Here is a 26,799-nt window from a genome sequence, read left to right as displayed (position 1 = left end):
GCGCCATGAAGAAAACCCTCGTCGTCCTTGCGGCTGCCGGATTGCTGGCTGCCTGCAGTTCCAGCACCACAGACTCCACTCCCAGTTCGTCGACAGCCAGTGGTGAGCCAAGTTCAGCTCTCATCGCATGGGCGGGCCAGGTGTGCACTGACACCTCAACCTTGAAGACGTCAATCACTGACATCGGCAGTGCCGTGACATCTGGCGGGGCCGATCTGCAAGCCTCGATCGGGCAGCAGTCCATTTTGATCCAGCAATCCGCCGATGCCCTGCTGACAACAGTCGGCGCGATACCCGAATCTGATGCCTCAAGCCCAGATGCCATCGCGATCCAACAATCAAGTGATGCCTTGAACGCTGCGGTTGCGGCGCTGGGGACAAGCGTCACTGACCTGACGGACACTTCCGGCATCGCCTTTGCCAAAGCACTTGTCAACGTTGGCTCTGCCGCTTCTGATGCCGGACAGGCCGCCATCGACAGTGTTGAAGCGATCGATGCGGCGATCAAGAATCGAACGGCCTCAATCGGCAAGGCTTTTCAAGCCAGCCCTTCCTGCACTGAACTCACTGCGGAGAAGCCGTAGCGCCACTACCAGCTACGTCAGGAGCGAACGACCTCACGCATCTTGACGCGTCGTCCGGTGATCAAGAGCGCGCGAGCGTAGATGGCAGAGGCCAGCGCGACCAACGCCAGTGCCGTAGCCGCGGTCAGCGTCATGGCAAGCACCAGTTGGTAGATCGGCACATCGCCAGATGCCCAGCGGATAGGCATTGCCAAAGGCGCACTGAGCGGAAAGATGGAGGCGAAGACACTTACAGCACTGCTCGGATCCGCAACAACCACCGTGACCGCTACGAGATATCCCGCAAGCAGAACAAGGGATACCGGCAGGATCGCCGACGTCACTTCGGTGACCTTATCGACAAGCGCAGCGGCAGCCGCGAACACGAATGCATAGAGCGCAAAACCCAGAACAAACCAGATGACTGCGAGCGTCAGGTCGCTTGCGGCAACCTGCGGAAGTTCAATCCTGTCGGTGACTCGGACAGCAATGGCAAGCGGAGCAACCAACACCAGCAGTTGACTCAGTGTCGCTAGGCCCACTGCAACGACAGTTCCCACCAGAATCTGGCTGGGGCGCAGCACCGCAAGCAGGACTTCCGATATTCGCGTGCTCTTCTCTGTTGCAACAGCCGTCGCAATTGCATTGCCAGCAAAGGTCAGGGCCAGATACAGGACGATGCCGACGAGAAAGCCGATGCCCGAACGTCCCTCATTCTCTGTCCTGCCTAAGACGACCTGTTCCGGCGGAGCAATAGCCTGAAGCTCTGCCACTTGAGCGGGCGATAATCCAGCTGCTTTCAGCTTCTCCACTGTCTTCATGGTGACGACCGACTGCAATAGCAGCGCAGGAAAGCTTCCGGAACCGCCGGAGGCTGTGTAGATGACATTGCCGACCAGCCCTGCCGAGGCATCACCGTTTCGGACACGGTCCCGAACAGTCGCATCACTCGGGTAAGGCTGATACTCCACATCGAAATCGCCCGAGGCTCCTGCTGCATTGAGAGCAGTCGCAAGCGCTGCCGGAGGAGCACCAACCGTGGCCAGCGAGTACGTCGTAGGGCCACCGGAGATTATCTGCGGCAATGTCACCGCCGCAATTGAAATCAGCAGCAGGATCAGCGTGACAATCTTGAAGGCACGGGACTTCAGGTTTTCAGTCAGCGCCCGCTCGGTGACAAGGCGCACACCCTGTACCCATGACTTCATGCGATCACCCGCTCTGAACCTTCTCTTTGTTCGGCAGCAGCCAGAAACAGCTGGGAAAGGGTAGGCAGATCTAGACCAAAGTCAGAGACGTGACCAGCCGCGCGCGCGGCGTCAAGCACGGCGAGGGGATCTACGCCAGGAGGAATCCCCACCCGAATCTCGTCGGCCTGTTCGCTCATAATGTCAACGCCAGGGAAGGCATCGATCCATGATGGCAAGGCGCCGACGATGTGCAGCCTCAATTGCCGCAGCCCCGACGAGGCGCGCAGATCAGCCACACTTCCTTCGAGAACGGTGTGACCGTGATCGATCATCGTGATGACTTCGCAGAGATCCTGTACGAGATCCAACTGGTGGCTGGAAAACAGCACGATGCAGCCTGCTTTGGCACGTTGGCGAAGAGTGTCCGACAGATTCGCGACAGCCACCGGATCCAGACCGTTGAACGGTTCGTCCAAAATGATGACATCAGGCTCATGCACAAGTGCAGTTGCCATCTGCAGCCGCTGCTGCATGCCACCCGAAAGCTTGTCGGTGCGGTCTGCCCAGCGATCTTCCAGATCAAGTTCTTCAAGGAGTGCGTGCGCTCGTCGAGTTGCCTCTGCGCGCGAGAGCCCATGCAGACGTCCAAAGTAGATCACTTGCTCGCCCACGGGCATCGCTGGATACAAGCCGCGCTCTTGTGGCATGTATCCCCATCGACGACGATCAACTGATGTGACCGGCTTGCCGTCGGTGAGCACACTCCCGGTATCAGGCGTCAGGACTCCGAGCAGTACTCGCAGCAAGGTTGTCTTACCTGCGCCATTGGGTCCGACAAGACCAGTCAGCACACCTGCGGGAACTAGTGCATGCAGGTGGTCAAGCGCCACTCGCTCCCCATATGTCTGGGTCACGTCAAGCATTTCCAATCCCACATCTGGACTGTACCCATGCGCAACAAGTCAATGCAGCCACTCAAACGGCGAGGCGAGTGGTTGGGGTCTGTGCATCTGTGGTCGAATTTCGACCGTGACGACTCCTGATAGTTCTTCGGCATCGGAGTCTGTCGACGATGGTGACATCGGAGACGCCGGCCTGCCCAAGGACCGTCCTCGAGGGATCATCCGTCGGATTCTCTCGGGCCTTCTTACCTACGGTGTCGTCATCATCGCCTTGCTCTTCTTGTTCAGCAAGATGGAGGGAGCAGAGAACACCGGAGATGCACTTGCACTGATCACCTGGCAACAGGTGGTCATCATCAGCCTTCTCGGCGTGTTCAACCTCTTCACGAACTGGCCACCGTTCGTCGTTGCCCTGAAGGGGCTTCGCCTACGCGAAGCTGCTGTAACAAACACGGCATCTGCGGCACTTTCGAACACTGTGCCTGAAGGCGGTGCCGTCGCAACTGGGCTGAATTTTGCAATGCTGCGCTCGTGGGGGTTCGCCCTTGACGACATCACGTCTCAGGTGATCGTGACGGGCGTCTGGTCGCAGATGACGAAGTTCACCTTGCTGGCAGTGTCTCTGGCTGCAGTCTCCTTCTACGGACCCGCTCCGGAGAATCTTTTCGGATGGGCCTTGCTGCTCATCGTGCTGGTTGCGCTGGCGGCGGTGATTCTTGGCTTGATCCTTCGTAGCGAGAAGTTCGCAAAGAAGCTCGGGGCTTGGACGAATGCGGCACTGCGTGTGGTGCGAAAAGTCATCAAGCGCATGAAACCGCCGGACATGACATCAGAGCTTCCGCGCTTTCGCACTCAGATGGTCCAGAGTCTGCGCACGTGCTGGCTTCGCCTGTCGCTGGCCATGATCGCCTCACAGTTGACCACGATCTTCGTGCTGGGCGTCGCTTGTCGGATGCAGGGGCTGGATCAGTCCACCATCTCCTGGTGGACCATCACATTGGCCTATAGCTGCGTGGTTCTTGCCTCCCTTCTCATTCCCACTCCCGGTGGGCTTGGGGTTGCTGAAGTCGTGTTGGTCGCCGTCATTGGCTATGGACTCCCCGATTCAGATCAGACAGCAGTCCTGGCAGCCGTTCTCCTCTATCGACTCGCAACCTTCCTGGTGCCAATCCCCATCGGTTTGGTCACCTACCTCTATTGGCGTCGCTCGACCAAATGGCGACGACCAACCGATTCGCGTCGCGTTTACAGTCAGACTGCAGGGGTCTAGTCAGCAGTCAGCAGCGCGCAGGCGGCGAAACCGCCAACTGCATTGCTGACCACTCCCACCTTCGGGTTGTTGGGCAGTGCGCGTTCGCCCGCGGTTCCACGCAGTTGGCGAGTGACCTCAATGAAGAAGTTGGCTCCATGTCGTCTGCCGACATTGCACGCGCCGCCATCAGTGTTGGTTGGGAGTGATCCATCAACACCTGTTGCGCCTGAACGAATGAAGGCACCACTTTGGCCTTCATCACAGAAGCCAAGGGCCTCCATCCACTGCATGGCAATGAATGTGAATCCGTCATACAAGCCAGCAGTTTGCACATCCTTGGGCTTCAAGTCCGTGCGACTCCACATCCGCTTGGATGCCATCCACGGTGACGACTGCGTCATCTCTTCGACATAACTGAAGTCAGACTCCCTGGTTGTGCCATTGGCCCACGAGTCAAAGAACACAGGCTTCTGCTTCATGTCCCTTGCCCGTTCCTCAGTGGTGAAGATGAGGGCGCTCGATGAATCAATCGGATAGTCGCAGTCGAGCATGTGCAGGGGCTTGAAGATGTAGCGGGAGTTCATGTAGTCGTCCATCGTCAATGGATCTGTGTGAAAGGCCTCCGCCGGGTTCTGCGTCGCGAACTTGCGTTGTGCGATGGCCATTGCACCGAAGTCTTCTTCCGTGCTGCCGTACTTGGCCATGTGACGCTTCATGTAGAAGGCCGCCCACGAAGGCCCCCCGGCGCCATATGGCCCTGAGAGCTGACCTGGGCCGTCGATCCTGGCATTGGGATCGATCATGTCCAGAGTCGGCATAGCAGCACCTTGCTTTTGGATCGTGCGGATCGTCAGCACGGTCTCAGCAGATCCGGAGGCAATCGCCGCAATCGCATGCATCGCAGCCACGCTGTAGGCAGCACCGTCAACTGAGGAGGAGTAGAAGGCCAAGTCCGGGATGCCCAGCATTGCCGCCGTATGGGTGGAGCTCACGTACTGGTTGAGTCCGCTGTGTATGACGATGCCATCAATGTCTTTCGCCGTGATACCCGCGTCCTGCATCGCGGCCACACTCGATTGGGCAGTGAGTTCGTCCAGCGAGAGTCCGGTATTTCGACCGACCGTTGAATAGCCATATCCAGCAATTGCCACCCGAGGCATCTTGGCCATGTCGCATCCCTTCATCCGGAGGCATTCGCCCCGTGCCCATCAAAGGGCCATACACCGTATAGATGGGCTTGAATCAGCAAAGTGGGGCAGGTGACCAATCGAACCAGGGCAAGACTCTGCCAGGAACTGTCTGAACGAGCACGACTCGCGAATCTGCGCTGTCGGGCGCGATTTCCAGCCTCGTGCCGTAGAGCGCAACGCTCGCACACGGCCCCATGCGCAGGCGCGAACCACTTCAATCCTGGGGAATCAAATGCGCGCAATTGCGACCGATGTGCACTGCACGAGTGGTTCCATAGTTTCGTGGAACCAGGGCCAGTGCTCGTGCAATTTCAAGGTGAGGTCTATGCCGGACAGTTGATCGTGTGGCGCAAGGACCGCGATCAGAACACCATGAAGGGTCTGGTTCGATTCACGCGCATGGACCGCGAAGTCGAATTGTGGTTTCCACAGGGACAAATTCGAGCGAGTGTTGCCAATGACGAGTCAACACACGATGAGCAGTGGTCAGCGGACGCGGTGAAGAGGATGCTGGCCAGCCTCGAGGACGAGCAGCGGGACAACTGAAATTGCCGGAGCTAGGTATTCACAGATGAGTTCTCGCGGCCTTTCTCCCGCGTGACCCAATCGGGGATTTCGAACAAGTAGCGTGCACGGTTGTTCAACGTGACGCGGTGCAGCCACAACGCGAAGAGCACCACAAATGCTGTGAAGGCTATGGGGAAAAGCAGGGCGAAGACCCAGCTGTTGAAAAGTGGAATGTTGTCATTCTTGAACACCTGCTGAAGCATCAGCATGAATGGGAACTGCAGAACAAAGATCGGCAGAGTCTGGGTGCCTATTCGCGAGCCAAAGTCGCGCGGACCCTTGAAATTGATGAGCTTGGACGACAGCATGACGCCCAGAACAATGAACAGCAGCGAGGCCGGAAGGTAGGACTGCTCCCAGAACCACGAGACGCGATACCGCACCACTCCGGCAATCGTCACAATCACACTGAGGGCAGCGATACGTGGCCAGGTGGCGAACCTTGTGATCTGAGTCAGCAACTCCTTGAAGTGCAGTCCAATCAGGAAGAACAGCAGGTTCTGCAGGATCTTGACCATCATCGAGCCCGTTTCAAGGCTGTTGAAGTACTCGCGATTGAGCTCAAGCAGAGGCGACTTCAGCAGATTGAGGAGCACAGCGACTGTCAGCAGGATCCAGATTGGCCAACGCCTCGTCACTCGCGCCAGGATGAAGTACACGATGAGGGCGTAGAGGTACCAGTAGCCATTACCAGCCACGAGCAGGTTGCGCGCAACCCAACGCAGTTCCTCCAGAATTGGCAAGGGCGCATAGATATAGACGAAGGCGAAGAAGATCGAGCACCAGAGCACGTAGAGATAGGTCATCCCCCACGTGCGCCGACGCACCTTGGACCACGGCTTGGAGATCGCCGCTGTTGCGAGCATGCCGGAGATCATGAAGAACAGGGCCATTCGCATGGGTTCGAGCACAGTGATAATCAGCGACCAGGCTGTCTGTGGCGCTTGGCCGTTGGTCACAGGCTCCATCAGGATGACCGCATGTGAGCCCACGACAACGAGGATGGCCGAGCCCTTGGTCAGGTCCATCCATTCGATGCGTGGACGAGTCTCAGCCATACAACTGATCATGCCGCATCTCCCCGGTAGGGTCCCAAGAGTGAGTGCGCCCCCTGAGATCTCGACCTTCATCGCGGGGCTTCCCAAGGCTGAGTTGCACGTGCACCTGCAAGGGGCAGCATCGGTGACCACGGTGCTCGAGTTGGCCCAACGACACCCAGAGTCGAGCATCCCCACCAGTGAGCATGAACTGCGTGACTTCTACACCTTCACTGACTTCGCGCACTTCATCGATGTCTACATCGCGGTCAATGAGTTGATTCGCACCGCCGCCGACGTGCAAGCACTGGTGTTCGGCCTGGGTCGCGACCTCAAGCATGTCGAGGTGAGGTACGCCGAGGTAACGGTGACACCAGACAGCCACCTGCTGATGGGAATAGCTCCTGAAGCGCTGGCTCGAGCATTGACGCAAGGACGACAAGAAGTGCTCGAGAGCTTTGGTGTCGAGCTCGCCTGGATCTTTGACATACCAGGCGAACTCGGACTGGAATCGGGGGTCCGCACGATTCAATGGGCCGAGCAACATCTGCCGGAAGCCAGCGTGGGCTTTGGGCTCGGCGGCCCGGAAGCAGGTGTACCGCGATCTGCATTCACCGATGTCTTCAAGCGTGCGCGCGCTCTTGGCCTGGCCAGCGTTCCGCATGCAGGGGAGACAACTGGCCCAGAGACCATTCGCGAAAGTCTGACTGCGCTTGACGCAGTGCGCATCGGCCATGGCATTGCTGCTGCTCAAGACCCAGAGCTCATGGCAGATCTTGTTGAACGAGATGTCGTACTCGAGGTGTGCCCAACCTCGAATGTGTGCACAAAAGCCGTCGCCAATATGCACGAGCACCCATTCCCCCTGCTGCGCGAGGCAGGAGTGCGCCTGACTTTGAACACCGACGACCCCGGCATGTTCGATACCGACCTCAATAACGAGTACCGAATCGCACATGAGGTCTTTGGACTCAACGGCCTAGAGCTCACGGAAATCGCTCGTGAATCTGTACGTGCCTCCTTTGCAGGCGCACCGACAAAGACGCGAATCTTGGATGAGATCAATGCGTACGCAAAGCAGTTGGCCTCATGAGCGCAACAGCGGCAAAGGACTCCGCGGAAAAATCGCGTGGCGCCTGGGGCATCGTTGCTGCGGCATTTGTCATGCTCACGCTCAACACCGGTTTCGGCTTCTACTCGCTGGGGGCCTTCAGCCGCGCGTACATCGACAACACTGATATCTCACTGACCGCCGCTTCAGCTGGCGCCACAATCTTCTTGCTGAGTAACGGCATCGGTGGAATCCCAGTCGCCCGCATTCTTCCCAGATTCGGTCTACGCAGGGTCATCACCGTCAGCGCCATCATTTCCGCCGGATGCTTGGCATTGCTCGGTGCCGTGCAGCACGCCTGGCAGTTGTGGGCTCTCTACCTGGTCTACGGCCTGGTCTCTGCCGGCTTCTCGATGATCCCGGCTTCCACGATGGTGCTGGAGAGGTTCGGCGACAACAAGTTGGCTCGGCCACTTGCTGTTGCGGCAGCCGGACTCAGCGTCGGCGGCGCGGTCTTCGCACCAATTGTCTCGTCAGCGGTGCAAGGGCAGGGACTCACGGCCACGGGCATCGCAATGGGCGCAATTTTGATAGCAGTGCTGATTCCCGTTGCCACTGTCGCGAAATCATCGAACGCCAAGGAGCTCGCAGCCGCCTCCCGTGGAACCACGGCATCTGACACAGCTGTCGCCACTCCCCCTCTGATCACAGGGGCTCGCGTCACACGAGTGTTTGCGACGGTGTGTGTGGCCTTCGGCCTGCTGATCATGTCGCAGGTGGCAGCAATCACGCACATGCTCACGCTGGGAGTGGAGCGCGGAATCACCAACACTGCTCTGGCCGTCTCTTTGATAGCTGCCACATCGGTAGTGGGAAGAGTGCTCGGCATCATCGTGCTGCCGCATGTGCCGCTCAAAGTGCTCAGCCTTTCAATGGCGGTCTTTCAAGTCAGCTCGTTGACCATCATTGCCTTTGCCCACAGTCTTCCTGTCCTGATTCTCGGTGCCGTGCTCATGGGTATGACTGTCGGCAACAACCAGGTCTTCATCCCCTTGTGGATCCTGGGATTGTTCGGTGCCCAGCGCTACGCCCATTTGTTTGCCCGCGCGAATCTGTTCACGTCACTTGGTGTCGCGGCTGCACCTCTGTACATCGGACTCACCCATCAGTTCTCCGGCGACTACTTCCTTCCGTTCATGCTTGTCGCCACCGGATCCGCGGTGGCCGGGCTCTTGATCCTGACCTTGCCCAACACCAGACGCGAGCACTGAAGCCAGCCTGAATCCCGAACAACGCAAAGGGTGATCTCACCGAACTTCCGCAGAATGGCGATGAGTTCAGATACCTTGCCCAAGGCCCACCTGCTCACTTTCCGACAAGGAACCCATGGAAGATCAAGGCTCGCCTGGTTGGCAACGCAACAACTTTGCCGCCATGCTGGTGAGCTTTCTACTGACCGCCACCTTCTCCTTCACCTACCCATTTCTGCCGCTCTACATTCAGGAGATTGACGGCTCCACGGGCGAACAAGCTGCCATGTGGGCGGGAATCTCGGTCGGCGCACAGGGATTGGGAGCCTTCATCTCGGGCCCAATCTGGGGAATTGCTGGCGACCGCTACGGGCGTAAACCGATGCTTGTCCGGGCCTGTTTGGGCGGAGCGACGGGTCTGCTCCTACTCGGGCTGGCCACCTCGACTTGGCAGATCGTGGCGATCCGCCTGTTCATCGGACTCATGGCGGGTTCGGCTGCCGCAGCGATGGCGCTCATTGCGGCCGGAACGCCAGGAAAGCTGATCCCAAGGTCAATCGGACGATTTCAAGGCGTCAGCCTGGCGGGACTGGCACTGGGTCCTTTGATCGCAATCGGCTTCGTGGCCTCACTTGGCTATCGCACGACCTTCATCGTGGCCGGCGTGCTGATGTACTCAGGCTCCATCGTGGCAATGATCATGATTCGCGAACCCAAGAAGTCCCTTGCGCCCGCCCACTCCTCAAAGAAGCAAGGCTTCAGATCAGTACTTCGAGCACCCATTACCTGGGCGGCACTTGGGCTTGTCCTGTGTCTGAGTTTCGCCGGACCGATGATTCAAACGATTCTGGCTCCTTACGTTGTCACCATGCTGCCAGAAGGCAGCGATCCAACAGTGATCGTGGGATTGATGTTCTTCGGCATCGCTGCTGCCAGCGCGTTTGCAGCAGTGTCAGCGGGACGCATCATCGGGCGCATCGGGATCCAAATGTCGCTTCTTGCAGCAACCATCGGAGTCGCACTGTTCCTGTTTCCGATGGGCTTGGTGCAGTCAGTTGCCGCCCTGGCGTTCCTCGTAGTGGTGATGTCGTTGTTCCAAGGCGTATTGCAGACCAGTTCGGCCACGCTGCTGCCCACATTGGTATCGGCCACTGCGTTGAGTTCGATCTTTGGGCTCTACCAGAGCGTCCAGGCCCTCTCTGGGCAGATGGGCCCGGCTCTGGGCGGAATCATCGCTGCCAACATTGGCTTTCGAGCTGTCTTCCCGCTGGCTGCCATCTCACTGCTATTGCTGGGCTTGCCCATGTTCTGGATCTTCAAACGAGTTGCCGCGAGAATGGCGCCAATTGAAGACGCAGTCGAAGTCGACGCGCACCCACTCAACTAGATGCGCTGTCAGGACAAGTCCTCGCGAAGACTGTCTGCTGCGATAAATTCTCGCCATGTCTGAATCACTGACTGCCTCGTTCATCATGTTCACTGGCGCCAATGGCGAACAAGTCCAGGGGTATCTCGTGATTCCTGAAGGAAGTGACCCTCGTGGATCAGTCATCGTGCTGCACCACATGCCTGGATTTGATCGAGGCTCCAAGGAGATCGCTCGAAGATTCGCAACGATGGGTTACAACGTCTTGTGCCCGAACCTGTACTGGAGAGAAGCGCCCGAGGCAGCGCCAGACGATGCGGCGGCTGTCGCGCGTGCAAATGGCGGCGTTCCCGACGAACGCCTGATCGGCGACGCTGCTGGAGCCGCTGCCTACCTCCGCAGACTCAGTACTTCAAATGGCAAGGTCGGAGTGATCGGCTACTGCTCTGGAGGACGGCAATCGGTTCTCGTTGGCTGCACTGTTGATGTCGATGCTGTCGTGGATTGCTACGGGGCATTCGTCACCGGAACTCCCAGCGAGCGCTTCCCACTGAAAGTCACCAATCTTGTCGACCAGCTGCCTGATCTCCGGGCTCCGCTCCTGGGCTTGTTTGGCGCCGACGATCAGTACCCGAGCCCGGAGCAGGTCGCCGAACTCGAAGAGATTCTGGTGCGAGAAGGCAAGACCCACACGCTCGTGACGTACGAGGACACCGGCCATGCCTTCTTCACTACTGATCGCAGCGCGTATCGCTTTGAGTCAGCCAATGACGGTTGGTCCCGCATCACTGACTTCTATGCCACGTACTTGGGGGCCTGAGATGTGCACCTACCTCACCATTCATGCTCCAATCGAGGCAAGCGCAAAGGGCCCAGGTGGACAGTGGTTTGCAGCGAGCGACGCTGTCGTCTACTTCGACCACCCCGTGCACGCCGCAGCAGACCACACACTCAACATTGATCTTCCGGATCCAAGGTCTTCCACAGGTGAGCGCATCGCAATCGAGATGACCGCAGCAAGCGCGCGCGAACTCATGGATGCCATCGCAAATGTGCTCGCAACAGTGCCTGCCGAGTTGACGACATAGGAGCTGAAATGGATCTAGGTGCGTTCTCCGTCAGTTTGACTGTGAAGGACATTGCGGCCTCTCAAGCCTTCTACGAGAAGTTCGGCTTTGCCCAGTTCATGGGTGAGCCAGCCGACAACTGGGTCATCCTGAAGAACGGCGATCACGTGATCGGGCTCTTCCAAGGGATGTTCGAGCAGAACGTGCTGACGTTCAACCCCGGGTGGGATGCCAATGCGCAGCCGCAGTCAGAGTTCACCGACATTCGTGAGCTTCAACGCCAACTCAAGGCAGCAGGAGTGGCGTTGCTGCTTGAGGCGGACGAGACAACGAGCGGACCTGCCAGCCTGATCGCTCTGGATCCAGACGGTAATCCCGTCATGCTCGACCAGCACGTGTAGGTCATTGGCGCCAAGAATGTGAGTTGGGCTGTCCTTTCCGAGTGATCCCGCTCGTCCCTCTTATGTAAGCGGCCCGGTGGAATCCCGCCCGGCACGAACCGATGGACGAAGGAGATTGACATGGCCTACCAACTCACCTGTGCTGACACCGGCGCTGCATGCCCGGGAAGCTTCACCACAGAGAACAAGGAAGAGCTCGTCGAGCACGTCATGCTGCATGCTGAGCGCGCGCATCCAGAGCTCGCTGGCAACCCAGACATGGGTGCCATGGTGCAAACGCTCATCAAGACCGTGTAAGCCAGTGCCCGTCTCAAAGCAGCGAGGAATCCGTGCTTTGAGGCGGGCACTGCTTTCAAAGTCGGCGGGCGTGTCGCACTATTGAGCCATGAACCGTCGCGCTGTCCTCAGCTTTGCCGCCCTTGCTGCATCCGCCGCCCTATTGATCAGTGGTTGCTCTTCCAGCCCAGCTGAGTCCAGCGGCCCGCCTCGCACGGTGAATGTCTCTGCTACCGGCTCCACAGAAGTGGCGCCGGATGCTGCCAAGGCATCGCTCACTGTCTCCACCGCAAATGCCAGTTCAGCGTCATCTGCTCAGCGCGCGACCGCAGAAGCGACAGTGAAGGTTGTCGACGCTGTGAAGAAGGCTGGCGTTGACGCGGCAGATATCGCTACCCAGAGCATCAGCGTGAGCCCCGTCTATCGGTATTCATCAACGGGCTCACAGAGCCTTGATGGCTACCAGGCGACCCAGAGCATCACCGTCACCCTTCGCGATCTGACCACCGCGGGAGCAACGCTCGATGCAATCGTGACAGCGGGAGGCAATGCCGTGAGCATTGACTCGGTGAGCACATATGTCAGTGATCCGGCCGCCGCATCTCAGAAGGCTCGGGCCCAAGCGGTCGACGTTGCCCGCGCTCAAGCACAGCAATACGCGGAGTTGCTCGGATTCAGCCTCGGCCCTGTTGCTTCTGTCAACGAGACATCGTCCAATGCTCCGGCTCCTATTGCGATGGCTGATGCAGTAGGAGGAGAAAAGGTGAGCACCCCGATCGAACCAGGTACGACCAAGGTCAGCGTCACCCTTGACGTCTCCTGGCTGATCGAGGACTAGCGCTCACTCGAGCGGGCTAACTGCTAGCCAGATATACCTTGGTTCTCTCGTCCTGGGGATCTGCGAAGACTTGCTCTGCTTGTCCGTACTCGACCAGATGTCCGTGCCGCGCTTCTTGTCCGACATGTTCGGCCTCGAAGAAGGCAACGTCGTCGGAGACTCGCAAAGCCTGTTGCAGGTTGTGTGTCACGAGAACAATGGTGTGATCCAAAGCCAACTCCATCATCAGCTCTTCAATCGCGTGCGTGGCAACCGGATCCAGTGAAGCGCAGGGTTCATCCAAGAGCAGGACTTCAGAGTCCACCGCAAGGCACCGTGCAATCGTCAAGCGCTGTTGCTGTCCGCCAGAAAGCTCCGTCGCTGGCTTGCTCAGTTGGTTCTTCACTTCATTCCAGAGGCCTGCGCGCGTCAGACACCGCTCGACAAGTGCATCCAGGTCACGGTCCATATCCCGCAGTCGAGGACCGTAGGTGACGTTGTCGTAGATCGACTTCGGAAAGACGTTTGGCTTCTGAAACACCATGCCGATGCTTCGGCGGATCGCCGTGACATCAGCCGTAGAGGAGTAGAGATCCAGTCCTCGAAAGGCGATCAGCCCTTCGGTCCGAATCTCCGCCACGAGGTCATTCATGCGATTGAGCGCCCGCAGCAAGGTCGTCTTCCCGGCACCGCTTGGACCAATAAAGGTCTTGATGCGGTTCTCGGAGATGGGCATGCTGACTTCGCTTACCGCGAGATCTGGGCCGTAGAAGATATTGACCTGGTCGAGCAGAAATCCGGAGCTCATTTCGCTTTCACCAACTGCAGCGGACTGATCATCCGCGTCGTGATCACACTCGTGATGCTCTGCGCGAGCAAGAGCCCGATGAGCACTAGCAATTGGATCTGAACGGCAAGGAGTGGAGTAGCGCCACCGAGCAACAGGCCAACAAAAGCACCAGGCAGAGTTACCAGTCCGGCGCTCTTGGTCTGATCAAGTCCGGGGAACAGCGAGTGCTCTGCGGCTTGCCTTGCGAATTCTCGACCGGCTTGTCGATTGCTCGCCCCCAAGGCAACATAGCCTTCAAATTCCGGGAAGCTCGATCGGACATCTGCCCGAAAGCGAACACCGGATAGGGATGCTGCAGTCATCGCACCACCGATCATCTGCGCAGTGAACGGCAGTAGCGCTTGGGGACTGAAGTCGATGGCTCCTGTCACAGCGACAATCGAGGTGGTGGCGGCAACGCCCGCGAATATCGCGATGAGAATCCAGCCCCAGTCGCGGCGATCCCCGCGAATGCGCCGATTCGACGTGAAGGAGGCTGCGAGCAGCATCACTCCCAAATACACGAATGCGCCTTCAGGGTGATTGAAGATCCAAGCGATGACGAGCGCGACGACTGTCAACTGAACGAGTGCCCGCAATGAGGCCACGACAAGCTCGCGCCGGTAGGTCAGGCCACCGACAGTCATGACAGCGAGCGCAGCGATCAGCAACAACAACAACGCGATTGCTGTCCGCGCCACTTGCTCACTCATTGACGCATTGTCTCGCGATCGCTGAGCCGACGGGTACCCGTGGCGGCCAACTCACTGCTTCGGCGAGTCACCCCTGCGTTCGGCCTTATCGGTGTACATCGCCAAGTCAGCACGAGATGACGCCGTGCTGAAGTCTTCGTCCGGGAGCCATTCGGTGACTCCATATGACCACGCGATGTCGATTGCCTGGCGCAGACGTTGGGCGACAGCATCAGCGTCCTTTGTCGTGGTATTCGGAAGAATCACGACGAACTCATCGCCGCCCACTCGAAAGGCAATGTCCTGTGGCCGCAGTTCTGCGCTGAGCGCAGCACCAAATTCAGCGAGGGTCCTATCGCCCGCAAGGTGTCCATCGCGATCATTGATGGTCTTGAAATTGTCCAGATCCAAGGCGATGAGCGCACGTGGGACTTGCTGGCCAACAACTTGGGTGCGCCGGTCGATGAGCGCGCCAAGTCCTTGTCGGTTCAGCAGACCAGTGAGCGGGTCCGTAACGAGCTGCACCTTCATGTTCCATACGAGTGCACCAAAGGCTATGACCAGACCAGTGGACAGGGCTGTGATCGACAGCCACGACACAAGCAAGTCTGGAAGACGATCAGTGCGCCAGAAGGAGAACAACAGGCCGAGGTTTGCCAACACGATGAGAATGATCGAAGCAAGGCGCGGGACCCACCATCCGAGGTAGACAGCGAGCACGATGAGATTCATGCCAGAAGTCACCGCGCTTTGCGGCGTTCCGGCCATCGTGGTGATTCTGATCAACACCAGGATGTAGATCACCAGTTGCATGTAAATGAACGTCATCGGCGTTCGACTGCGCATGAAGATCAGCGCGATCGCCACGGCAAAGCCGTAGATCATCGCCGCGAGACGTAACTCGGGGTCCTCGTTCGGGGGAGTGGGAAATACCAGCGAGAAGCCGACAACAATCGAAGAAGCGGCGAACCACAGTGCCATGGTCCACACCGGGCCCGGCATACCCAGCACACGTCGATCAGCTGCCTCGTAGATCTCAGGCAAGACCCCGCGGCGAGTTACTGCCAGCCCCATAAGCCCACGCTATCGGCAGGTGAAGATAGTTTGCCCTTCAGTCGAGCAGGATTGCATCCATCTGACCCATGGCAAGGCGCATGCCCTCATCCATCCCCATCTCAATCAGCTGCTGCATCGCTTCCACCGACGCAAAGGTCGAGCGAATGGAGGCCCGTGTCCCGGTCGGATTCCGCTCGCTGAGTTCTACCCGCATCACTGTGACGGGCATTGCGTCCATGGCACGCCACGAATCATCGGCGAAGGCGTCTTCGACGACCAGAAGGCGCGGAGCATCGACCTCAACTACCCGCCAAAGACCTTTTGGCTGATCGCCATCAGGCCCAGTCATGCAGTAGGTCACCAACCCTCCCGGAGTCAGATCGTGCTTGAAGAATGTCGCCGGGTAGGTCGGTGGACCCCACCAACGCTCCAGTTGTCGAGGATCCGCCCAGAGCTGCCACACGCGCTCAACAGGTGCATCGAACTCAGCCGTGACCGTCATCGAGCACGTGCTCAGGTCCTTGATGACATCGGTAACACTCATGACTTGCCTCCTGGGATTGGTTCGGCCAACAACTCGCCCATGCGGTCGAATCGGTCGCGCCAGATTTGTTCATAACTGTCAAGAAGGCTCTGAGCGTGCTGAACGGCATCGACATTGCCAACCACGCGCTGCTCACGGCCTTGTCTGACTTTCGAGATAAGCCCTGCTTCCTGCAGGACCAATACATGCTTCTGTACAGCTGTCATGCTCATGGCGTAGCTGCGCGCCAGTTCGGAAATGGAACTGTCCCCGCGCATGACTCGTCGGACGATGTCACGACGCGTGGCATCGGCCAGTGCGTGAAAGAGTCGATCAACTTCCCGATCGCTCATTTGATCTACAACCATTTGGTTGTATTTAATAGCGCGGGTGGCGCCCTGTCAACCTGAGCCGGAGTAGCCTCCAAAGATGACTCGCTCCCAGGTTGACCTGCTCCAAGACTGCATGACCAAGACTGGAGCGCTCATCGCGGCCGTTGAGCCCGACCAACTCCACCTGCCAACTCCCTGTGCTGAGTTCACTGTTGCTCAGTTGGTCAACCACCTCGTGGGCTGGGCGGACAGCTTCGCCAATCGACTGAACTCCGTGCCGTCAGATGCCGATCCAAATGCATACATCGCTGGCCCCAACCCGGCGAACGACTTCAACACGGCTGCGGCACAGGTCGTCAATGCCTACAGGTCTGAACTTGAGGGAGCCAAGCAATTTCCCATCGGCATCCTGCTGATGGAGTACGTCACGCACGGCTGGGACCTGGCAACTGCAATAGGCCAGATTTCGCCGTTCACCGACGAGGAAGCCAAGGCGGGCCTTGCAGTGGGCAAAGGGATGCTCAAGCCAGAATCCCGCGGCCCGGGCAAATCCTTTGGTCCCGAATTGCCAGCGTCGCCAAGCGACAGCGCCGTGCAACAACTCGTTGCCTTCCTCGGGCGCAACCCGCACTGGGCTTCATAGGTCAATCGCGGACTAGGCCGCTGCGTCCTCGAATAGAAAGACGCGGCCTTTCCCTGAGCGCTTGACTGCATACAGGGCCTTGTCGAGTCGGTCCAAGGGAATGCGGTTGGGTCCTGCCACTGCAACGCCAACTGAAGCACTGACGCTCAGAGCCTGCCAGGGGGTTGGCAATTCCGTTTCGGCCAATTGCTTGACTATGCGCTCTCCCACTCCAACGCCGGCCTGCGCGTCAAGTCCGGGTAGGACAACGAGAAACTCATCTCCACCAAGTCGCACCACTACATCCTGCGGTCGAGTGACGCGCAACAACGCAGCCGCGACTGCCGACAATGCCGCGTCTCCTGCTGAATGCCCGCTGCTGTCATTGATGAGCTTGAGTCCGTCAAGATCAACGAGTAATGCGGTGACTTTGATTGGCGATTCCTGGACGGGAGAATCAAGGAAGCGTTCGAGAAAGAGTCGATTGTGCAAGCCGGTCAGATGATCCAGTTCAGACAATTGGCGCTCGCGTCGAAGTTGCTCGCTCAAATGATCTGTGCGCTGGTGCGCCGTTTCAATGCTCGCAACCATCTGCTGGGTCACTGCCGCCAGCCTCGCCTCGGTGACTGTAGGTGCGGCGGCTTCAGCGATCTGGATTGCGACGAAGGAACGCTCTCGAACCTCACGTGGGAGCCGATCACCGAACTCGTCAATGAGTCTGCGCGCTTCCTTGGCTCCGTCTATGTGGCTGAAGGACCAACGCGAATGAAAGAGCCGAGCGCTCTCAAGGCTGTCACCTCCAAGCGCGATGTCCTGGGCATCGAGTCCGATGAGACTCATGCCCATAGCGCCGTCGAGTACTACGAGCGCCCACTCCTGAGCGAGGGCTTCGTCCAGACTCAGGTGGATCTGAATGACGCCACTTGAGGCTGGCGAAGCAGTTCCTACGAATCCCACGATGCACAGGCACCCACGTTCGGCCATCAATTCATAGCGTTTGCGTTCTGCCTCGAAGTATTCGCGACGCTGGAAAAGGGCGATCACAAGCGGGGCGTGTTCTGGCTCGTAAGTCTGACGATCCAAGGCCAGTGATTGCTCCATCGCATGACTGATTGCCAGGAGACTTCTCTTTGTCGACATCATTGAATCAACGGCATGCTCTGGCGACATAGCCAGCCTTCTCACTCTTCGACTGAACAAGCGTGGCAGTAGCCAAATAGCACTGCCGTACTGTCATTATCCCGCGACTTGGCTGACGAGTCGAACGCATTGGTAGACTCGACGCAGGAAGTCACGAGATGACCTCTGGACGAGATGCGCCGTACCCAGTCTGACGACGACGCACGCGGAGGTCGTGATGATCATTCAGGTGGTCGGCTCATTGCTCATTCTCGCCGGATTTGCGTTATCGCAACAAGGCATCCTGTCCATGAAGTCCAAGTTGTATCTGCTGCTGAATTTCTTCGGTTCAACGATCTTGGCTGTGAATGCCTTTGTTGAAGGCCAATGGGGCTTCCTGCTGTTGGAAGGCACCTGGTCGCTGGTGTCTGCGTGGGGCTTGCTCGCAGTCCTTACACGATCACGCATACAGTCGAAAGCGAAGTGGATTCTCCTTCAATGACTGACCGAATAGACCAGCGAACGCTGAATCGCACCACTCTGCAACGACAACGACTCCTGAGTCGCTCACATGAAGCCACCCTCGACCTGATTTCAGACTTGCTTGGATTGCAAGCGCAAGTGCCAGGCGATCCATACGTAGGGCTTTGGTCACGGCTAGCCGACTTCAATCCGGCATCACTTTCGGAGTTGATGCAAGCGCGCGCGGTGCTGCGTATGGTCGTCATAAGGGGAACGATTCATCTCGTGACGGCAGATGACGCAGTCGCTTTGAGGCCCTACGCACAAGCGGTACTCGAACAGGAACTTCGTTCACACGGCGGGCACAAGGATCATCTCAAGGGCGTGGATCTGGATCAGGTCATTGCCTACGCCGAGCCATTCCTCACGGCCTCACCCCGAAGTCCCACAGAACTTCGAGCTCTACTGGCGGAAGAATTCCCGCACCTGAATTCCAGTGCGCTCGCATTGGCTTGCCGCAATCGTCTGCCACTCGTGCAAACCCCACCCCGTGGACTGTGGCAATCAACCGGCGGTCTACGCCTCATGACCCTCGAAGGATGGATCGGTCGTGACTGCGCTGGCATATCCGCACGTCAATCGCGTGAGATCGTCTTGCGCTATCTCGCGGCATTTGGACCAGCCCTCGCGAGTGACATCGTGACTTGGTCTCGAGTGCCCAGCCTTGGCAGGACGATGGAAGACATGGCCTCGCAACTGCGCCGCTACACCAATGAACGTTCCCAACAACTGTTTGATCTGCCAGATGCTCAACTCATCAATGCAGATGTTGATTCAAGCCCAAGATTTCTCCCTGAATACGACAACCTGCTGCTCTCACACAAGGACCGGTCTCGATTCGGCGATGACGATCGGCGGCGACAACTCGGCCAAGCATCCGCCATCAAAGGCACAGTATTGATTGACGGCTTCATCAGTGCGGCTTGGCATATTTCACGCGACATCGACACCAAGCCCTCCAAGCAAGCAGCTGCGACTCTGCACGTCGAGTGCCTCGAGAAGGTCAATGCCGCAACCGGCAGTGCCGTTGAGGCAGAGGGTCTCGCACTCGTGCGCCTGCTGACACCGTCGGCGATGCACCACCGGGTCAAGGTCAGCCGGATCGACCGATAGCAGGTGTGCGATTCGACAATTCGATTGTGCACAACTCAGTTGTGTCCTATCTGAAGGGGGCACCATGGATTCTCTGTACACAGCTGTTGCCACTGCATCTGGCGATGGACGCAATGGTCACACCGCACCGATGACGGCCTGCTCGACGTGGATGCTCGCATCCCCAAGGACATGGGGGGCCAGGGTGGTGCGACCAACCCTGAGCAACTCCTTGCTGCGGGCTATGCCGCCTGCTTTCACTCGGCACTGAAGATGGTGGGTACCGAAAGGGCGCAGATCCCAAGAGAAATGAGATCACCACTCGCGTTTCCTTTGGCAAGCGTGCAAGTGGGGGCTTGGGCCTAGCCGTCGAACTGGATCTCTACGCCCCTGAACTCGAAGCCGGCATGGCCCAGACACTTCTGGAGAAGGCTCATCAGGTCTGCCCTTACTCCAACGCCATCCGCGGCAATGTGGATGTGCGATTGCGGCTCATCTAACTGTCCGGCGATACTCATGCCACCCAAAGGTGACCAGGGAGTAGCGATGCGTGTGGGTTTTGTAGGTACTGGCCAGATGGGCATAGAGATAGTCAAGAGACTGAGTCTTGCTGGCGTTGATCCATTCGTCGTTGATCGCAGCGGGAAGCTCACTGGCGAACTGACTGAGGCTGGGATACGCAGTAGCAGCTCGGCAATTGAAGTCGCGCGTGAATCTGACGTCGTCTACATCTGCGTCCTCACAGATCAGCAGGTCAAAGATGCAGCCCTCAGCGAGACGGGGATCATCGCCGAGATACCGGCAGGTGGCGTGATCATCGTGCACACCACCTGCGATCCGCAGACACTGGAAGCGATCGCCCGCGAGGCGGCCATGAAGGGCATCCGCGTCGTTGACGCTGCCTTGAGCGGTGGGCCTGCAGATATCAAAGCGGGACGACTGACCTTGTTCATCGGTGCGACAAGTGAAGACCTCGAATACGTGCGACCACTGTTGATCACATACGCCGAAGTAATCGTGCCCGCAGGAGCAGTCGGGTATGGCCAGCGCGTGAAACTCATCAACAACGCGCTGTTCACCGCTCATATTGGTCTTGCTGCTGATGCTCTTCGCCTCGGACGCGAGATTGGTGTCTCTGAGCAAGTGTTGCTTGCAGCGCTTCCACATGCCAGCGGCAACAGCCGTGCGGTCCAGATCATTGCTGCAAGTGGCTCACTGGACAGGTCAGTGGCGGCGGTCGGCAGGTTTGTGGCAAAGGACGTACGCGTTGTTCAGGAAGTCGCCGCTCGCCTCGATGCTGATCTAGGCGTGCTTGGCCAGGTCATTGATTCGCCGTTCATCCACGACGAAATCATGAAGTACTAGTCGACTGAAATGAATGTGGCGGGTGTCCGAGGACACCCGCCGCATTTGCTGCTCTGGACGAACTAGCCGCCGAAGACGACCTTGCCTGTCGTGGTGTCGATGTACTTGGCACCACAGGTGGGCTTGGCATCCGGCACGAGGTCGGTGCCCTTGGCGATGAGGTACCAGCCACAGGCTGCCGGATTGCCGTTTGGCATCAGGCCTGGCTTGAAGCTGACCTTCTCAGGAACCAAGCCACCACCGTCGTAGTTAGTGACATTGCGCAGGTTGCTGATGAACGACTCACGAGTCGGGCACTTGCCAGCAACCTTCAGGCCCTTGATGAACAGGTCCGCACCCAAGAAGCCCATCGGGGCACCTGAGGAGTAGGGGTTCAGGCCAGCAGCCTTCATACCTGCTGCGTAGGTCTTGACCGCACGGTTGTTCACACCGACCGGCACGGAGCCATAGGTGGTGCCCAGTGCACCATCGAGGGCCCCACCGGAGGTCTTCAGCACGGCTGGGTCAGATAGACCAACAATGCTGACGCCCTTCAGGGTGACACCCTGCTGCTTCAGCGCCTGCATGATCGAGATTGCACCGTCGATGAAGCCAACGATGATCGCGCCATCGGCACCTGAGGTCTTCATGCGAAGAGCAGTGGAGGTTGCATCGTGCGTGCCCTGAGGCTCATCAGCAATACGCAGCACCTGAGTCAATCCGCCCACGAGCGGGATGAGCCCTGCGGTGGCATTGCCGGAAGCCGAGGCGCCTGTGCTGACGTGGTTGATGTTGGCGATCTTGGTGACGCCCATCTGCTTCAACTTCTCCAGCACACCAGTGCTGGCGATGGATGGGATCGACGAGGTGGTTGCACCAGTGACGCTGAAGGCATTGCGGTCTGTGCCAAAGGCCGGGTTGGAGAAGCCTGTGACAGGAATGCCCTGATCCTTCAAAGTGGCGTACATCGACGTGGTGTTGGTCTGAGCAGTCAGGGCGAAGACGTTGTCGGACTGGATGGCCTTCTGAGCTGCAGTGATCTGGCCACTGCCGTTGGACTGGTCGTCATAGACCTTGTAAAGGATCTTGCGGCCATTCACGCCACCCTTGGCGTTCTCCTGGTCGATGCGCAACTGCGCTGCCTCAGAGGAGCCGATGTAGTTCGCTGCAGCAGCGCCAGTCTTAGGACCGATCCAGCCGAAGTTCACGGTGGTGGGAGTAACACCAGGCGTCGAAGGACATGACGCGTTGTTCTTCACAAGTCCTGGCGGCGTCGTCGGAGCGGCCCCAGCGCTTGTGGCAATTATGGTGAGCAGCAGCGAAGCGCTAGCTCCTGCAGCGAGTGCCGCCGACGTACGCCGGGCACGATTGTGAACGTGCATACGAACCTCCTGAATTTCCATCTGCAACCCACGAATGTGGGTGCGCACATCCATGGTGAGGCCAAGCGAAGAGCCGTGTACATAACGCGCTTCTCTTTGTTATCTCTTTGTTACTGGCAATTCGGATAATCGGTTCAGAACAGACAAAGCCTTGCTATATATGGACTTGCTGCTCCGCTTGCAGGAGCAGCGCTCAGACCAAATGAATGTGGCGGGCGTCAAAAGACACCCGCCACATTCCTTGAGTTGCTCGACTAGCTGTAGACGACCTTGCCTGTCGTGGTGTCGATGTACTTGGCACCACAGGTTGCCTTGGCATCGGCGACGAGGTCAGTGCCCTTGGCGATCATGTACCAGGTGCACAGCGGCGGGTTGCCGTTCGGCACCAGTCCTGGGCCCTTGAAGCTGACCTTCTCAGGCAGCAGTCCCCCACCGTCGTAGCTGGTGAGATTGCGCAGGTTGGTGATGAAGGACTCTCGGGTCGGGCACTTGCCGGCCAACTTGAGTCCCTTGATGAACAGGTCCGCACCGAGGAAGCCCTGAGGCGCCGCAGCTGAGTAGGGGTTCAAGCCGGCGGCCTTCATACCTGCCGCGTAGGTCTTGACCGCGCGAACATTCACGCCCACAGGCACCGTGCCGTAGTTGGTGCCAAGCACGCCTTCAAGAGCGCCGTTGGCGGTCTTCAGCACTGCAGGGTCGGAAAGACCAACGAGGCTGACGCCCTTCAGGGTCACGCCCTGCTGCTTGAGCGCCTGCATGATCGAGATGCCACCGTCGATGAAGCCGACGATAACCGCGCCATCAGCACCGGAGTTCTTGATGCGCAACGCAGTGGAGGTCGCATCGTGTGTGCCCTGAGGCTCATCAGCGATACGCAGCACCTGAGTCAGACCACCCACAAGAGGGATCAGATTGGCAGTGCCATTTCCAGCTGCTGAAGCGCCAGTGCTGACATGGTTGATGTTCGCGATCTTCGTAACGCCCATCTGCTTCAACTTCTCAAGCGTTCCTGTGCTGACCAGGGCGGGGTTGGACGAAACTGTCGCACCACTGGCACCAAAGGCGTTTCGGTCAGTGCCGAAAGCTGGGTTTGAGAAGCCAGTAACGGGAATGCCCTGATCCTTCAGCGTGGCATACATCGACGTGGTGTTGGTCTGAGCAGTCAGGCCAAAGATGTTGTCGGCCTGAATCGCCTTCTGAGCCGCAGTGATCTGGCCACTGCCGTTTGACTGATCGTCGTAAACCTTGAACAGGATCTTGCGACCGTTGACGCCGCCCTTGGCATTCTCCTGGTCAATGCGCAGTTGCGCACCCTCCGCAGAGTAGAGGTAGTTCGCTGCAGCAGCACCGGTCTTGGGACCGATCCAGCCGAAGTTGATGGTGGTCGGGGTCACGCCCGGGGTCGTCGGACACGACGCATTGGTGACGGGCTTTGCCGGCGCAGGCGTTGGTGCGGCTGAGGCACTATTGGCCATGACAGCAAGCACAAGCGACGCACTCGCACCGGCAGCAAGGGCTGCCGATCGCCGTCGCGAACGAATGGGAGCGTGCATACAAACCTCCTTGTTGCGTCCATCGCAATTGCGAAAGACGAGTTGAGTGGCGATATGAGAGCACGATCTGCCGTGGCGTCGAAAGGGCGAGGTTTGTTTCGTTACTCGTTCGTTACGAAGCGGGATATTTTCCGTACCTAACGGACATTTCGATATATATCCGATGGAAGTGTGCGTATTCGACTCTTTCTCCAGCGTCAAGCTCGCTCTCGATGTCAGTCAATAGTTGTTGCAAACAATGCTGTATTTGTCCATCTTGCATGCATTGCGCAAGGGGCTGAGTCCAATGAACTGCAGGTGGCCCGAGTCTTCCAACTGATGTAAGTGGAGTGCCATTCTCAATTGATGCAACGCGCTCCACTTACCAACTGACTGCGCACGCACTCAGCTGCACGCTAGAACGTGCGCACAATTCGATTCTCAAGCCGTGCAAGTTCCTGCTGCGTCAGTCCCAGCGCCTTGGTCAGATAGCCCTCGATATCCCCATACCGTGCATGCATGAATGAAAAGGCTTCAGCAAGGTAGTCAGGGTCGGCATTCACAAGCGCTGAGAATGCTTCCAGATCACCGCCAGATGCGCGCACGCTCTCAATGCGCGGTTCGTAGCGACTCACCAAATACTCATTGCTCCTTGCGTACTCCTGAATCGCAGTGGCTTCATCGATGCCTGCGAAGTTCTGGAGGAATGCTGCTGCCCATCCGGTTCGATCCTTGCCGGCAGCGCAGTACACAGCGATCGCGCCATCACTCGATATCACTGCTTTGGCGAAGGCGCCATAGGCAGCCTGGGCCGCGGGTAGGCGGATGAAATTTCGATAGGTCTCCAGCATCATGTCCTTGCCGCCGGGCGGACTCGCGCTGACGGCCTGTTGCGATTGGCGGCCGGTGGTAGCGGCTCCCGCAGCAGCAGCACCTGAGACCGCCACATCACCGATCACATCGGCGACCGTCACTTCTATGCCAGCAGGCACCGTGACTGGCAGGTCCGTACGTTCCTGTTCCATCCTCAGGTCAACGACCCGCGTGAGTCCAAGTGAGAGCAACTCTGCCTGCGCTTGCTCCGACAGGCCCGAAAGCGCCTGCGTGCGATACACGACTCCGCGGCAAAATTCTCGATCAGCACCGGCGGGCACTCCACCCAGATCGCGAAAATTGGGAACCTCAGCGTTCAAGGCGGGGAACATCTGCTCGTCCAACGCTTGCCCTCCACTATGTGGCTCGCCTCGTTAGCTCGCAACCGTTCGCGATCGTAGGGGGTGGACTTGTGGGATTGCGTGGAACCGGCCGCGGACTTCTTTGCACCTGAGTGGCCGACGCGCAATGACGGCACCTTCCCCATCCAAGCCAGAGCCCCGGATCCAAGGCTCTGGAATCCGAGGCTCAGGCTCAAGGTCAGCTATGCAATGGCGTAGCGCTCTTCGTAGCGTCGCTTGAACTCAGCCTTTGTCGTCGGCGTCACGTCCACGTCGGTGGCCAGCGCACGAAGCGCGCCCACAGTCGCATTCTCCTTAGAGGTGTGCTTGAAAGGATCCCAATCAAAGAATCGCGCAACGTTCTCGTGCGTGATCATGTCGATCTCTTTGTCCGTGCAGTTCGCGTTGATGAACTCCGCCATCAGCTTCTCGGGTGAATACGGCCAAGTTGAGTCCGAATGCGGGTAGTCGCATTCCCATGCAATCGTTTCGACTCCGATGCGATGACGCGAATCCAGACCGCTGGGCTCAGTGATGTAGCAGGCCATGAAGTTCTTCTTCCAGACATCGGTTGGACTCATGCCTGCAGGAAGACAATCCAGACCCGTCCACAGTTGATTCTCAACATGGCGTTCCAGCCGGTCCAACAGGAAGGAGGCCCAGCCAACGCCGCCTTCGCTCATGGCAAACTTCAGCTCCGGGAACTTCTTGAAGATCCCACCAAGGATGAGGTCGTTCACCGCAATCATCGAAACTGCAGAAGTCAGAACGATCATGTCGTCGATTCGCGCCGACTCGGGTCGCTTGAGAAGACCGAAACCACCACCGATGTGCAGACTTGCAACCATGTTGGTGTCCACCATCGCCTTGAGCATCGGATCCCAGTACCCCGAGGCGTAATCGGGGAGTCCTACGCCGTACGGCGTCTCTGGCAAGGTGACCGAGCGACAGCCCATCGCGGCCAGGCGATGGACCTCTTTGCTGGCCTCATCTATGTCAAAGGTCGGCACAACGCCCATCGGAATGAATCGCCCCGGGTAGGCATTGCAGATCTCGCCGACGTAGTAGTCGTTGTAGGCCTTGATCGCCAGATTCACCAGATTGCGATCAGGAAGCCGAGCCAAGTGACTGGCGGCAAAGCCTGCAAAGGTGGGGAATTCCATCTGAGTCAACAGGCCATTGGCGTTCATATCTCGAACGCGCTCATCCCAGTCGTACGCACCTGGACGCATCTCCGACAAGCTCGTGGGATCCATCGCCCACTCGTTCTTGGGCAGCCCCACGACGGCTGCGAGTCCGGCCGTCCCGACTGCCTGGCCTTGAAAGACCCAAGCATCGACTTCTGGGTTGTCCGGGTGCTTGGTCAGCTTGGGTGCTTGATCCTTCAGATGCTCTGGAAAGTACTTGAAAGTGTCAGCCGGTTCGATCGCGTGGTCATCAATGCTCACCATGACCATGTCTTCAATATTCATGCTCTCCCCACTCGAAATTGGCGTTCTTCTTGAGTGTCTTGGAGCAGGCCGCACTGCAGCGTTCAGACGACTGCACGATATGACAAGAATCAGGAGATGGAAAGAGCAGCGAGCAGCCAGGGTCGGCGAATCTCAGCGC

General features: G+C 58.3%; 29 protein-coding genes, 1 pseudogene and 1 riboswitch. Of the genes and pseudogenes, 16 read left to right on the top strand and 14 right to left on the bottom strand.

From position 1 onward, the window contains the following. The first annotated feature begins 5 nt into the window (after positions 1 to 5). A complete protein-coding gene (locus tag Q8M73_03700) occupies positions 6 to 584 on the top strand; it encodes a hypothetical protein (protein MDP2287651.1) in 579 nt (192 codons plus the stop codon). 17 nt (positions 585 to 601) lie between these two features. Here the strand turns inward: Q8M73_03700 and Q8M73_03695 are convergent, their stop codons facing one another. Continuing rightward, complete coding sequence (locus tag Q8M73_03695) at positions 602 to 1,771, bottom strand: ABC transporter permease (protein ID MDP2287650.1); 1,170 nt, start codon at positions 1,769 to 1,771, stop codon at positions 602 to 604. Further along, positions 1,768 to 2,688, bottom strand: a complete 921-nt coding sequence (locus Q8M73_03690; protein ID MDP2287649.1) for an ATP-binding cassette domain-containing protein — start codon at positions 2,686 to 2,688, stop codon at positions 1,768 to 1,770. Before Q8M73_03690 ends, Q8M73_03695 begins: the two co-directional genes overlap by 4 nt. Positions 2,689 to 2,782: 94 nt before the next feature. On the opposite strand from Q8M73_03690, the gene Q8M73_03685 reads away from it, so the two are divergent. Then, entirely contained in the window at positions 2,783 to 3,925 is a 1,143-nt protein-coding gene (locus Q8M73_03685) for a YbhN family protein (protein ID MDP2287648.1), read from the top strand. On the opposite strand, the gene Q8M73_03680 is transcribed toward Q8M73_03685, so the two are convergent. After that, a complete protein-coding gene (locus tag Q8M73_03680; protein ID MDP2287647.1) occupies positions 3,922 to 5,076 on the bottom strand; it encodes a thiolase family protein in 1,155 nt (384 codons plus the stop codon). The genes Q8M73_03685 and Q8M73_03680 overlap by 4 nt on opposite strands. A 303-nt stretch (positions 5,077 to 5,379) precedes the next feature. Here Q8M73_03680 and Q8M73_03675 point away from each other — a divergent pair, with 303 nt between their 5' ends. Then, positions 5,380 to 5,643: a hypothetical protein gene (locus Q8M73_03675; protein MDP2287646.1), complete on the top strand. Its 264-nt coding sequence runs from the start codon at positions 5,380 to 5,382 to the stop codon at positions 5,641 to 5,643. A gap of 11 nt (positions 5,644 to 5,654) precedes the next feature. Here Q8M73_03675 and Q8M73_03670 read toward each other — a convergent pair whose 3' ends face one another. Beyond that, positions 5,655 to 6,722: an acyltransferase gene (locus tag Q8M73_03670; protein ID MDP2287645.1), complete on the bottom strand. Its 1,068-nt coding sequence runs from the start codon at positions 6,720 to 6,722 to the stop codon at positions 5,655 to 5,657. On the opposite strand from Q8M73_03670, the gene add reads away from it, so the two are divergent. The 8 genes from add (at position 6,637) to Q8M73_03630 (ending at position 12,950) form a co-directional block, all read left to right on the top strand. Further along, the gene (add, locus tag Q8M73_03665) at positions 6,637 to 7,794 is read left to right on the top strand and encodes an adenosine deaminase (protein ID MDP2287644.1); all 1,158 of its coding nucleotides are present in this window, start codon (positions 6,637 to 6,639) and stop codon (positions 7,792 to 7,794) included. The genes Q8M73_03670 and add overlap by 86 nt on opposite strands. After that, positions 7,791 to 9,023, top strand: a complete 1,233-nt coding sequence (locus tag Q8M73_03660; GenBank protein MDP2287643.1) for an MFS transporter — start codon at positions 7,791 to 7,793, stop codon at positions 9,021 to 9,023. The genes add and Q8M73_03660 overlap by 4 nt, the downstream gene beginning before the upstream one ends. A 115-nt stretch (positions 9,024 to 9,138) precedes the next feature. Then, complete coding sequence (locus tag Q8M73_03655; protein ID MDP2287642.1) at positions 9,139 to 10,389, top strand: MFS transporter; 1,251 nt, start codon at positions 9,139 to 9,141, stop codon at positions 10,387 to 10,389. A gap of 55 nt (positions 10,390 to 10,444) precedes the next feature. Continuing rightward, positions 10,445 to 11,188: a dienelactone hydrolase family protein gene (locus Q8M73_03650; protein ID MDP2287641.1), complete on the top strand. Its 744-nt coding sequence runs from the start codon at positions 10,445 to 10,447 to the stop codon at positions 11,186 to 11,188. Beyond that, on the top strand, positions 11,166 to 11,456 hold the full coding sequence (locus Q8M73_03645) for a DUF6295 family protein (protein MDP2287640.1): 291 nt from the start codon (positions 11,166 to 11,168) through the stop codon (positions 11,454 to 11,456). Before Q8M73_03650 ends, Q8M73_03645 begins: the two co-directional genes overlap by 23 nt. Before the next feature lie 8 nt (positions 11,457 to 11,464). Beyond that, positions 11,465 to 11,836 (top strand): VOC family protein, encoded by a 372-nt coding sequence (locus Q8M73_03640; GenBank protein ID MDP2287639.1) that lies wholly within the window; start codon positions 11,465 to 11,467, stop codon positions 11,834 to 11,836. A gap of 120 nt (positions 11,837 to 11,956) precedes the next feature. Continuing rightward, positions 11,957 to 12,133 carry a DUF1059 domain-containing protein gene (locus Q8M73_03635; GenBank protein ID MDP2287638.1) on the top strand — a complete coding sequence of 59 codons (177 nt, stop codon included), beginning with the start codon at positions 11,957 to 11,959 and terminating at the stop codon, positions 12,131 to 12,133. Positions 12,134 to 12,221: 88 nt separating this feature from the next. Then, positions 12,222 to 12,950, top strand: coding sequence for an SIMPL domain-containing protein (locus tag Q8M73_03630; protein MDP2287637.1), 729 nt, complete (start codon positions 12,222 to 12,224; stop codon positions 12,948 to 12,950). Between the two features lie 16 nt (positions 12,951 to 12,966). Here Q8M73_03630 and Q8M73_03625 read toward each other — a convergent pair whose 3' ends face one another. Genes Q8M73_03625 through Q8M73_03605 form a run of 5 tightly spaced genes read right to left on the bottom strand, consistent with a single transcriptional unit; the run spans position 12,967 to position 16,397 of the window. Continuing rightward, on the bottom strand, positions 12,967 to 13,737 hold the full coding sequence (locus Q8M73_03625) for a phosphate ABC transporter ATP-binding protein (GenBank protein ID MDP2287636.1): 771 nt from the start codon (positions 13,735 to 13,737) through the stop codon (positions 12,967 to 12,969). Continuing rightward, on the bottom strand, positions 13,734 to 14,471 hold the full coding sequence (locus tag Q8M73_03620) for an ABC transporter permease (protein ID MDP2287635.1): 738 nt from the start codon (positions 14,469 to 14,471) through the stop codon (positions 13,734 to 13,736). The genes Q8M73_03625 and Q8M73_03620 overlap by 4 nt, the downstream gene beginning before the upstream one ends. 51 nt (positions 14,472 to 14,522) lie before the next feature. Further along, complete coding sequence (locus Q8M73_03615) at positions 14,523 to 15,524, bottom strand: GGDEF domain-containing protein (GenBank protein MDP2287634.1); 1,002 nt, start codon at positions 15,522 to 15,524, stop codon at positions 14,523 to 14,525. A gap of 37 nt (positions 15,525 to 15,561) precedes the next feature. After that, positions 15,562 to 16,050 carry an SRPBCC domain-containing protein gene (locus Q8M73_03610; protein MDP2287633.1) on the bottom strand — a complete coding sequence of 163 codons (489 nt, stop codon included), beginning with the start codon at positions 16,048 to 16,050 and terminating at the stop codon, positions 15,562 to 15,564. After that, positions 16,047 to 16,397: a helix-turn-helix domain-containing protein gene (locus tag Q8M73_03605; GenBank protein MDP2287632.1), complete on the bottom strand. Its 351-nt coding sequence runs from the start codon at positions 16,395 to 16,397 to the stop codon at positions 16,047 to 16,049. Before Q8M73_03605 ends, Q8M73_03610 begins: the two co-directional genes overlap by 4 nt. A 61-nt stretch (positions 16,398 to 16,458) precedes the next feature. On the opposite strand from Q8M73_03605, the gene Q8M73_03600 reads away from it, so the two are divergent. Further along, positions 16,459 to 17,004 carry a TIGR03086 family metal-binding protein gene (locus Q8M73_03600; GenBank protein ID MDP2287631.1) on the top strand — a complete coding sequence of 182 codons (546 nt, stop codon included), beginning with the start codon at positions 16,459 to 16,461 and terminating at the stop codon, positions 17,002 to 17,004. A gap of 12 nt (positions 17,005 to 17,016) precedes the next feature. Here Q8M73_03600 and Q8M73_03595 read toward each other — a convergent pair whose 3' ends face one another. Further along, positions 17,017 to 18,168, bottom strand: coding sequence for a diguanylate cyclase (locus Q8M73_03595; GenBank protein MDP2287630.1), 1,152 nt, complete (start codon positions 18,166 to 18,168; stop codon positions 17,017 to 17,019). A gap of 100 nt (positions 18,169 to 18,268) precedes the next feature. Beyond that, positions 18,269 to 18,329: riboswitch (guanidine-III (ykkC-III) riboswitch) on the top strand. Between the two features lie 11 nt (positions 18,330 to 18,340). Between Q8M73_03595 and Q8M73_03590 the strand changes: the two genes are divergently transcribed. The 4 genes and pseudogenes from Q8M73_03590 to Q8M73_03575 all read left to right on the top strand — a co-directional run bounded on the left by Q8M73_03590 (position 18,341) and on the right by Q8M73_03575 (position 21,081). Continuing rightward, positions 18,341 to 18,604 carry a hypothetical protein gene (locus tag Q8M73_03590; protein ID MDP2287629.1) on the top strand — a complete coding sequence of 88 codons (264 nt, stop codon included), beginning with the start codon at positions 18,341 to 18,343 and terminating at the stop codon, positions 18,602 to 18,604. Continuing rightward, on the top strand, positions 18,601 to 19,737 hold the full coding sequence (locus Q8M73_03585; GenBank protein MDP2287628.1) for a winged helix DNA-binding domain-containing protein: 1,137 nt from the start codon (positions 18,601 to 18,603) through the stop codon (positions 19,735 to 19,737). The genes Q8M73_03590 and Q8M73_03585 overlap by 4 nt, the downstream gene beginning before the upstream one ends. Before the next feature lie 64 nt (positions 19,738 to 19,801). Then, a pseudogene (locus Q8M73_03580) lies at positions 19,802 to 20,216 on the top strand (organic hydroperoxide resistance protein). A 46-nt stretch (positions 20,217 to 20,262) separates the two neighbouring features. Further along, the gene (locus tag Q8M73_03575; protein ID MDP2287627.1) at positions 20,263 to 21,081 is read left to right on the top strand and encodes an NAD(P)-dependent oxidoreductase; all 819 of its coding nucleotides are present in this window, start codon (positions 20,263 to 20,265) and stop codon (positions 21,079 to 21,081) included. A gap of 62 nt (positions 21,082 to 21,143) precedes the next feature. On the opposite strand, the gene Q8M73_03570 is transcribed toward Q8M73_03575, so the two are convergent. From Q8M73_03570 to Q8M73_03555, 4 genes are all read right to left on the bottom strand, one after another. Further along, entirely contained in the window at positions 21,144 to 22,442 is a 1,299-nt protein-coding gene (locus Q8M73_03570) for an ABC transporter substrate-binding protein (protein MDP2287626.1), read from the bottom strand. 254 nt (positions 22,443 to 22,696) lie between these two features. Further along, on the bottom strand, positions 22,697 to 23,995 hold the full coding sequence (locus Q8M73_03565) for an ABC transporter substrate-binding protein (GenBank protein ID MDP2287625.1): 1,299 nt from the start codon (positions 23,993 to 23,995) through the stop codon (positions 22,697 to 22,699). A gap of 395 nt (positions 23,996 to 24,390) precedes the next feature. Then, on the bottom strand, positions 24,391 to 25,179 hold the full coding sequence (locus Q8M73_03560; GenBank protein MDP2287624.1) for a tyrosine-protein phosphatase: 789 nt from the start codon (positions 25,177 to 25,179) through the stop codon (positions 24,391 to 24,393). Between the two features lie 212 nt (positions 25,180 to 25,391). Then, complete coding sequence (locus Q8M73_03555) at positions 25,392 to 26,660, bottom strand: amidohydrolase family protein (GenBank protein ID MDP2287623.1); 1,269 nt, start codon at positions 26,658 to 26,660, stop codon at positions 25,392 to 25,394. Positions 26,661 to 26,799 lie beyond the last annotated feature (139 nt).

This window comes from Actinomycetota bacterium (assembly GCA_030684515.1).
In the GTDB taxonomy this organism is placed as follows: Bacteria; Actinomycetota; Actinomycetes; order S36-B12; family S36-B12; genus UBA11398.
The sequence above is the reverse complement of the archived record's forward strand: the minus strand, read 5'-3'. Positions and strand labels throughout refer to the sequence as shown.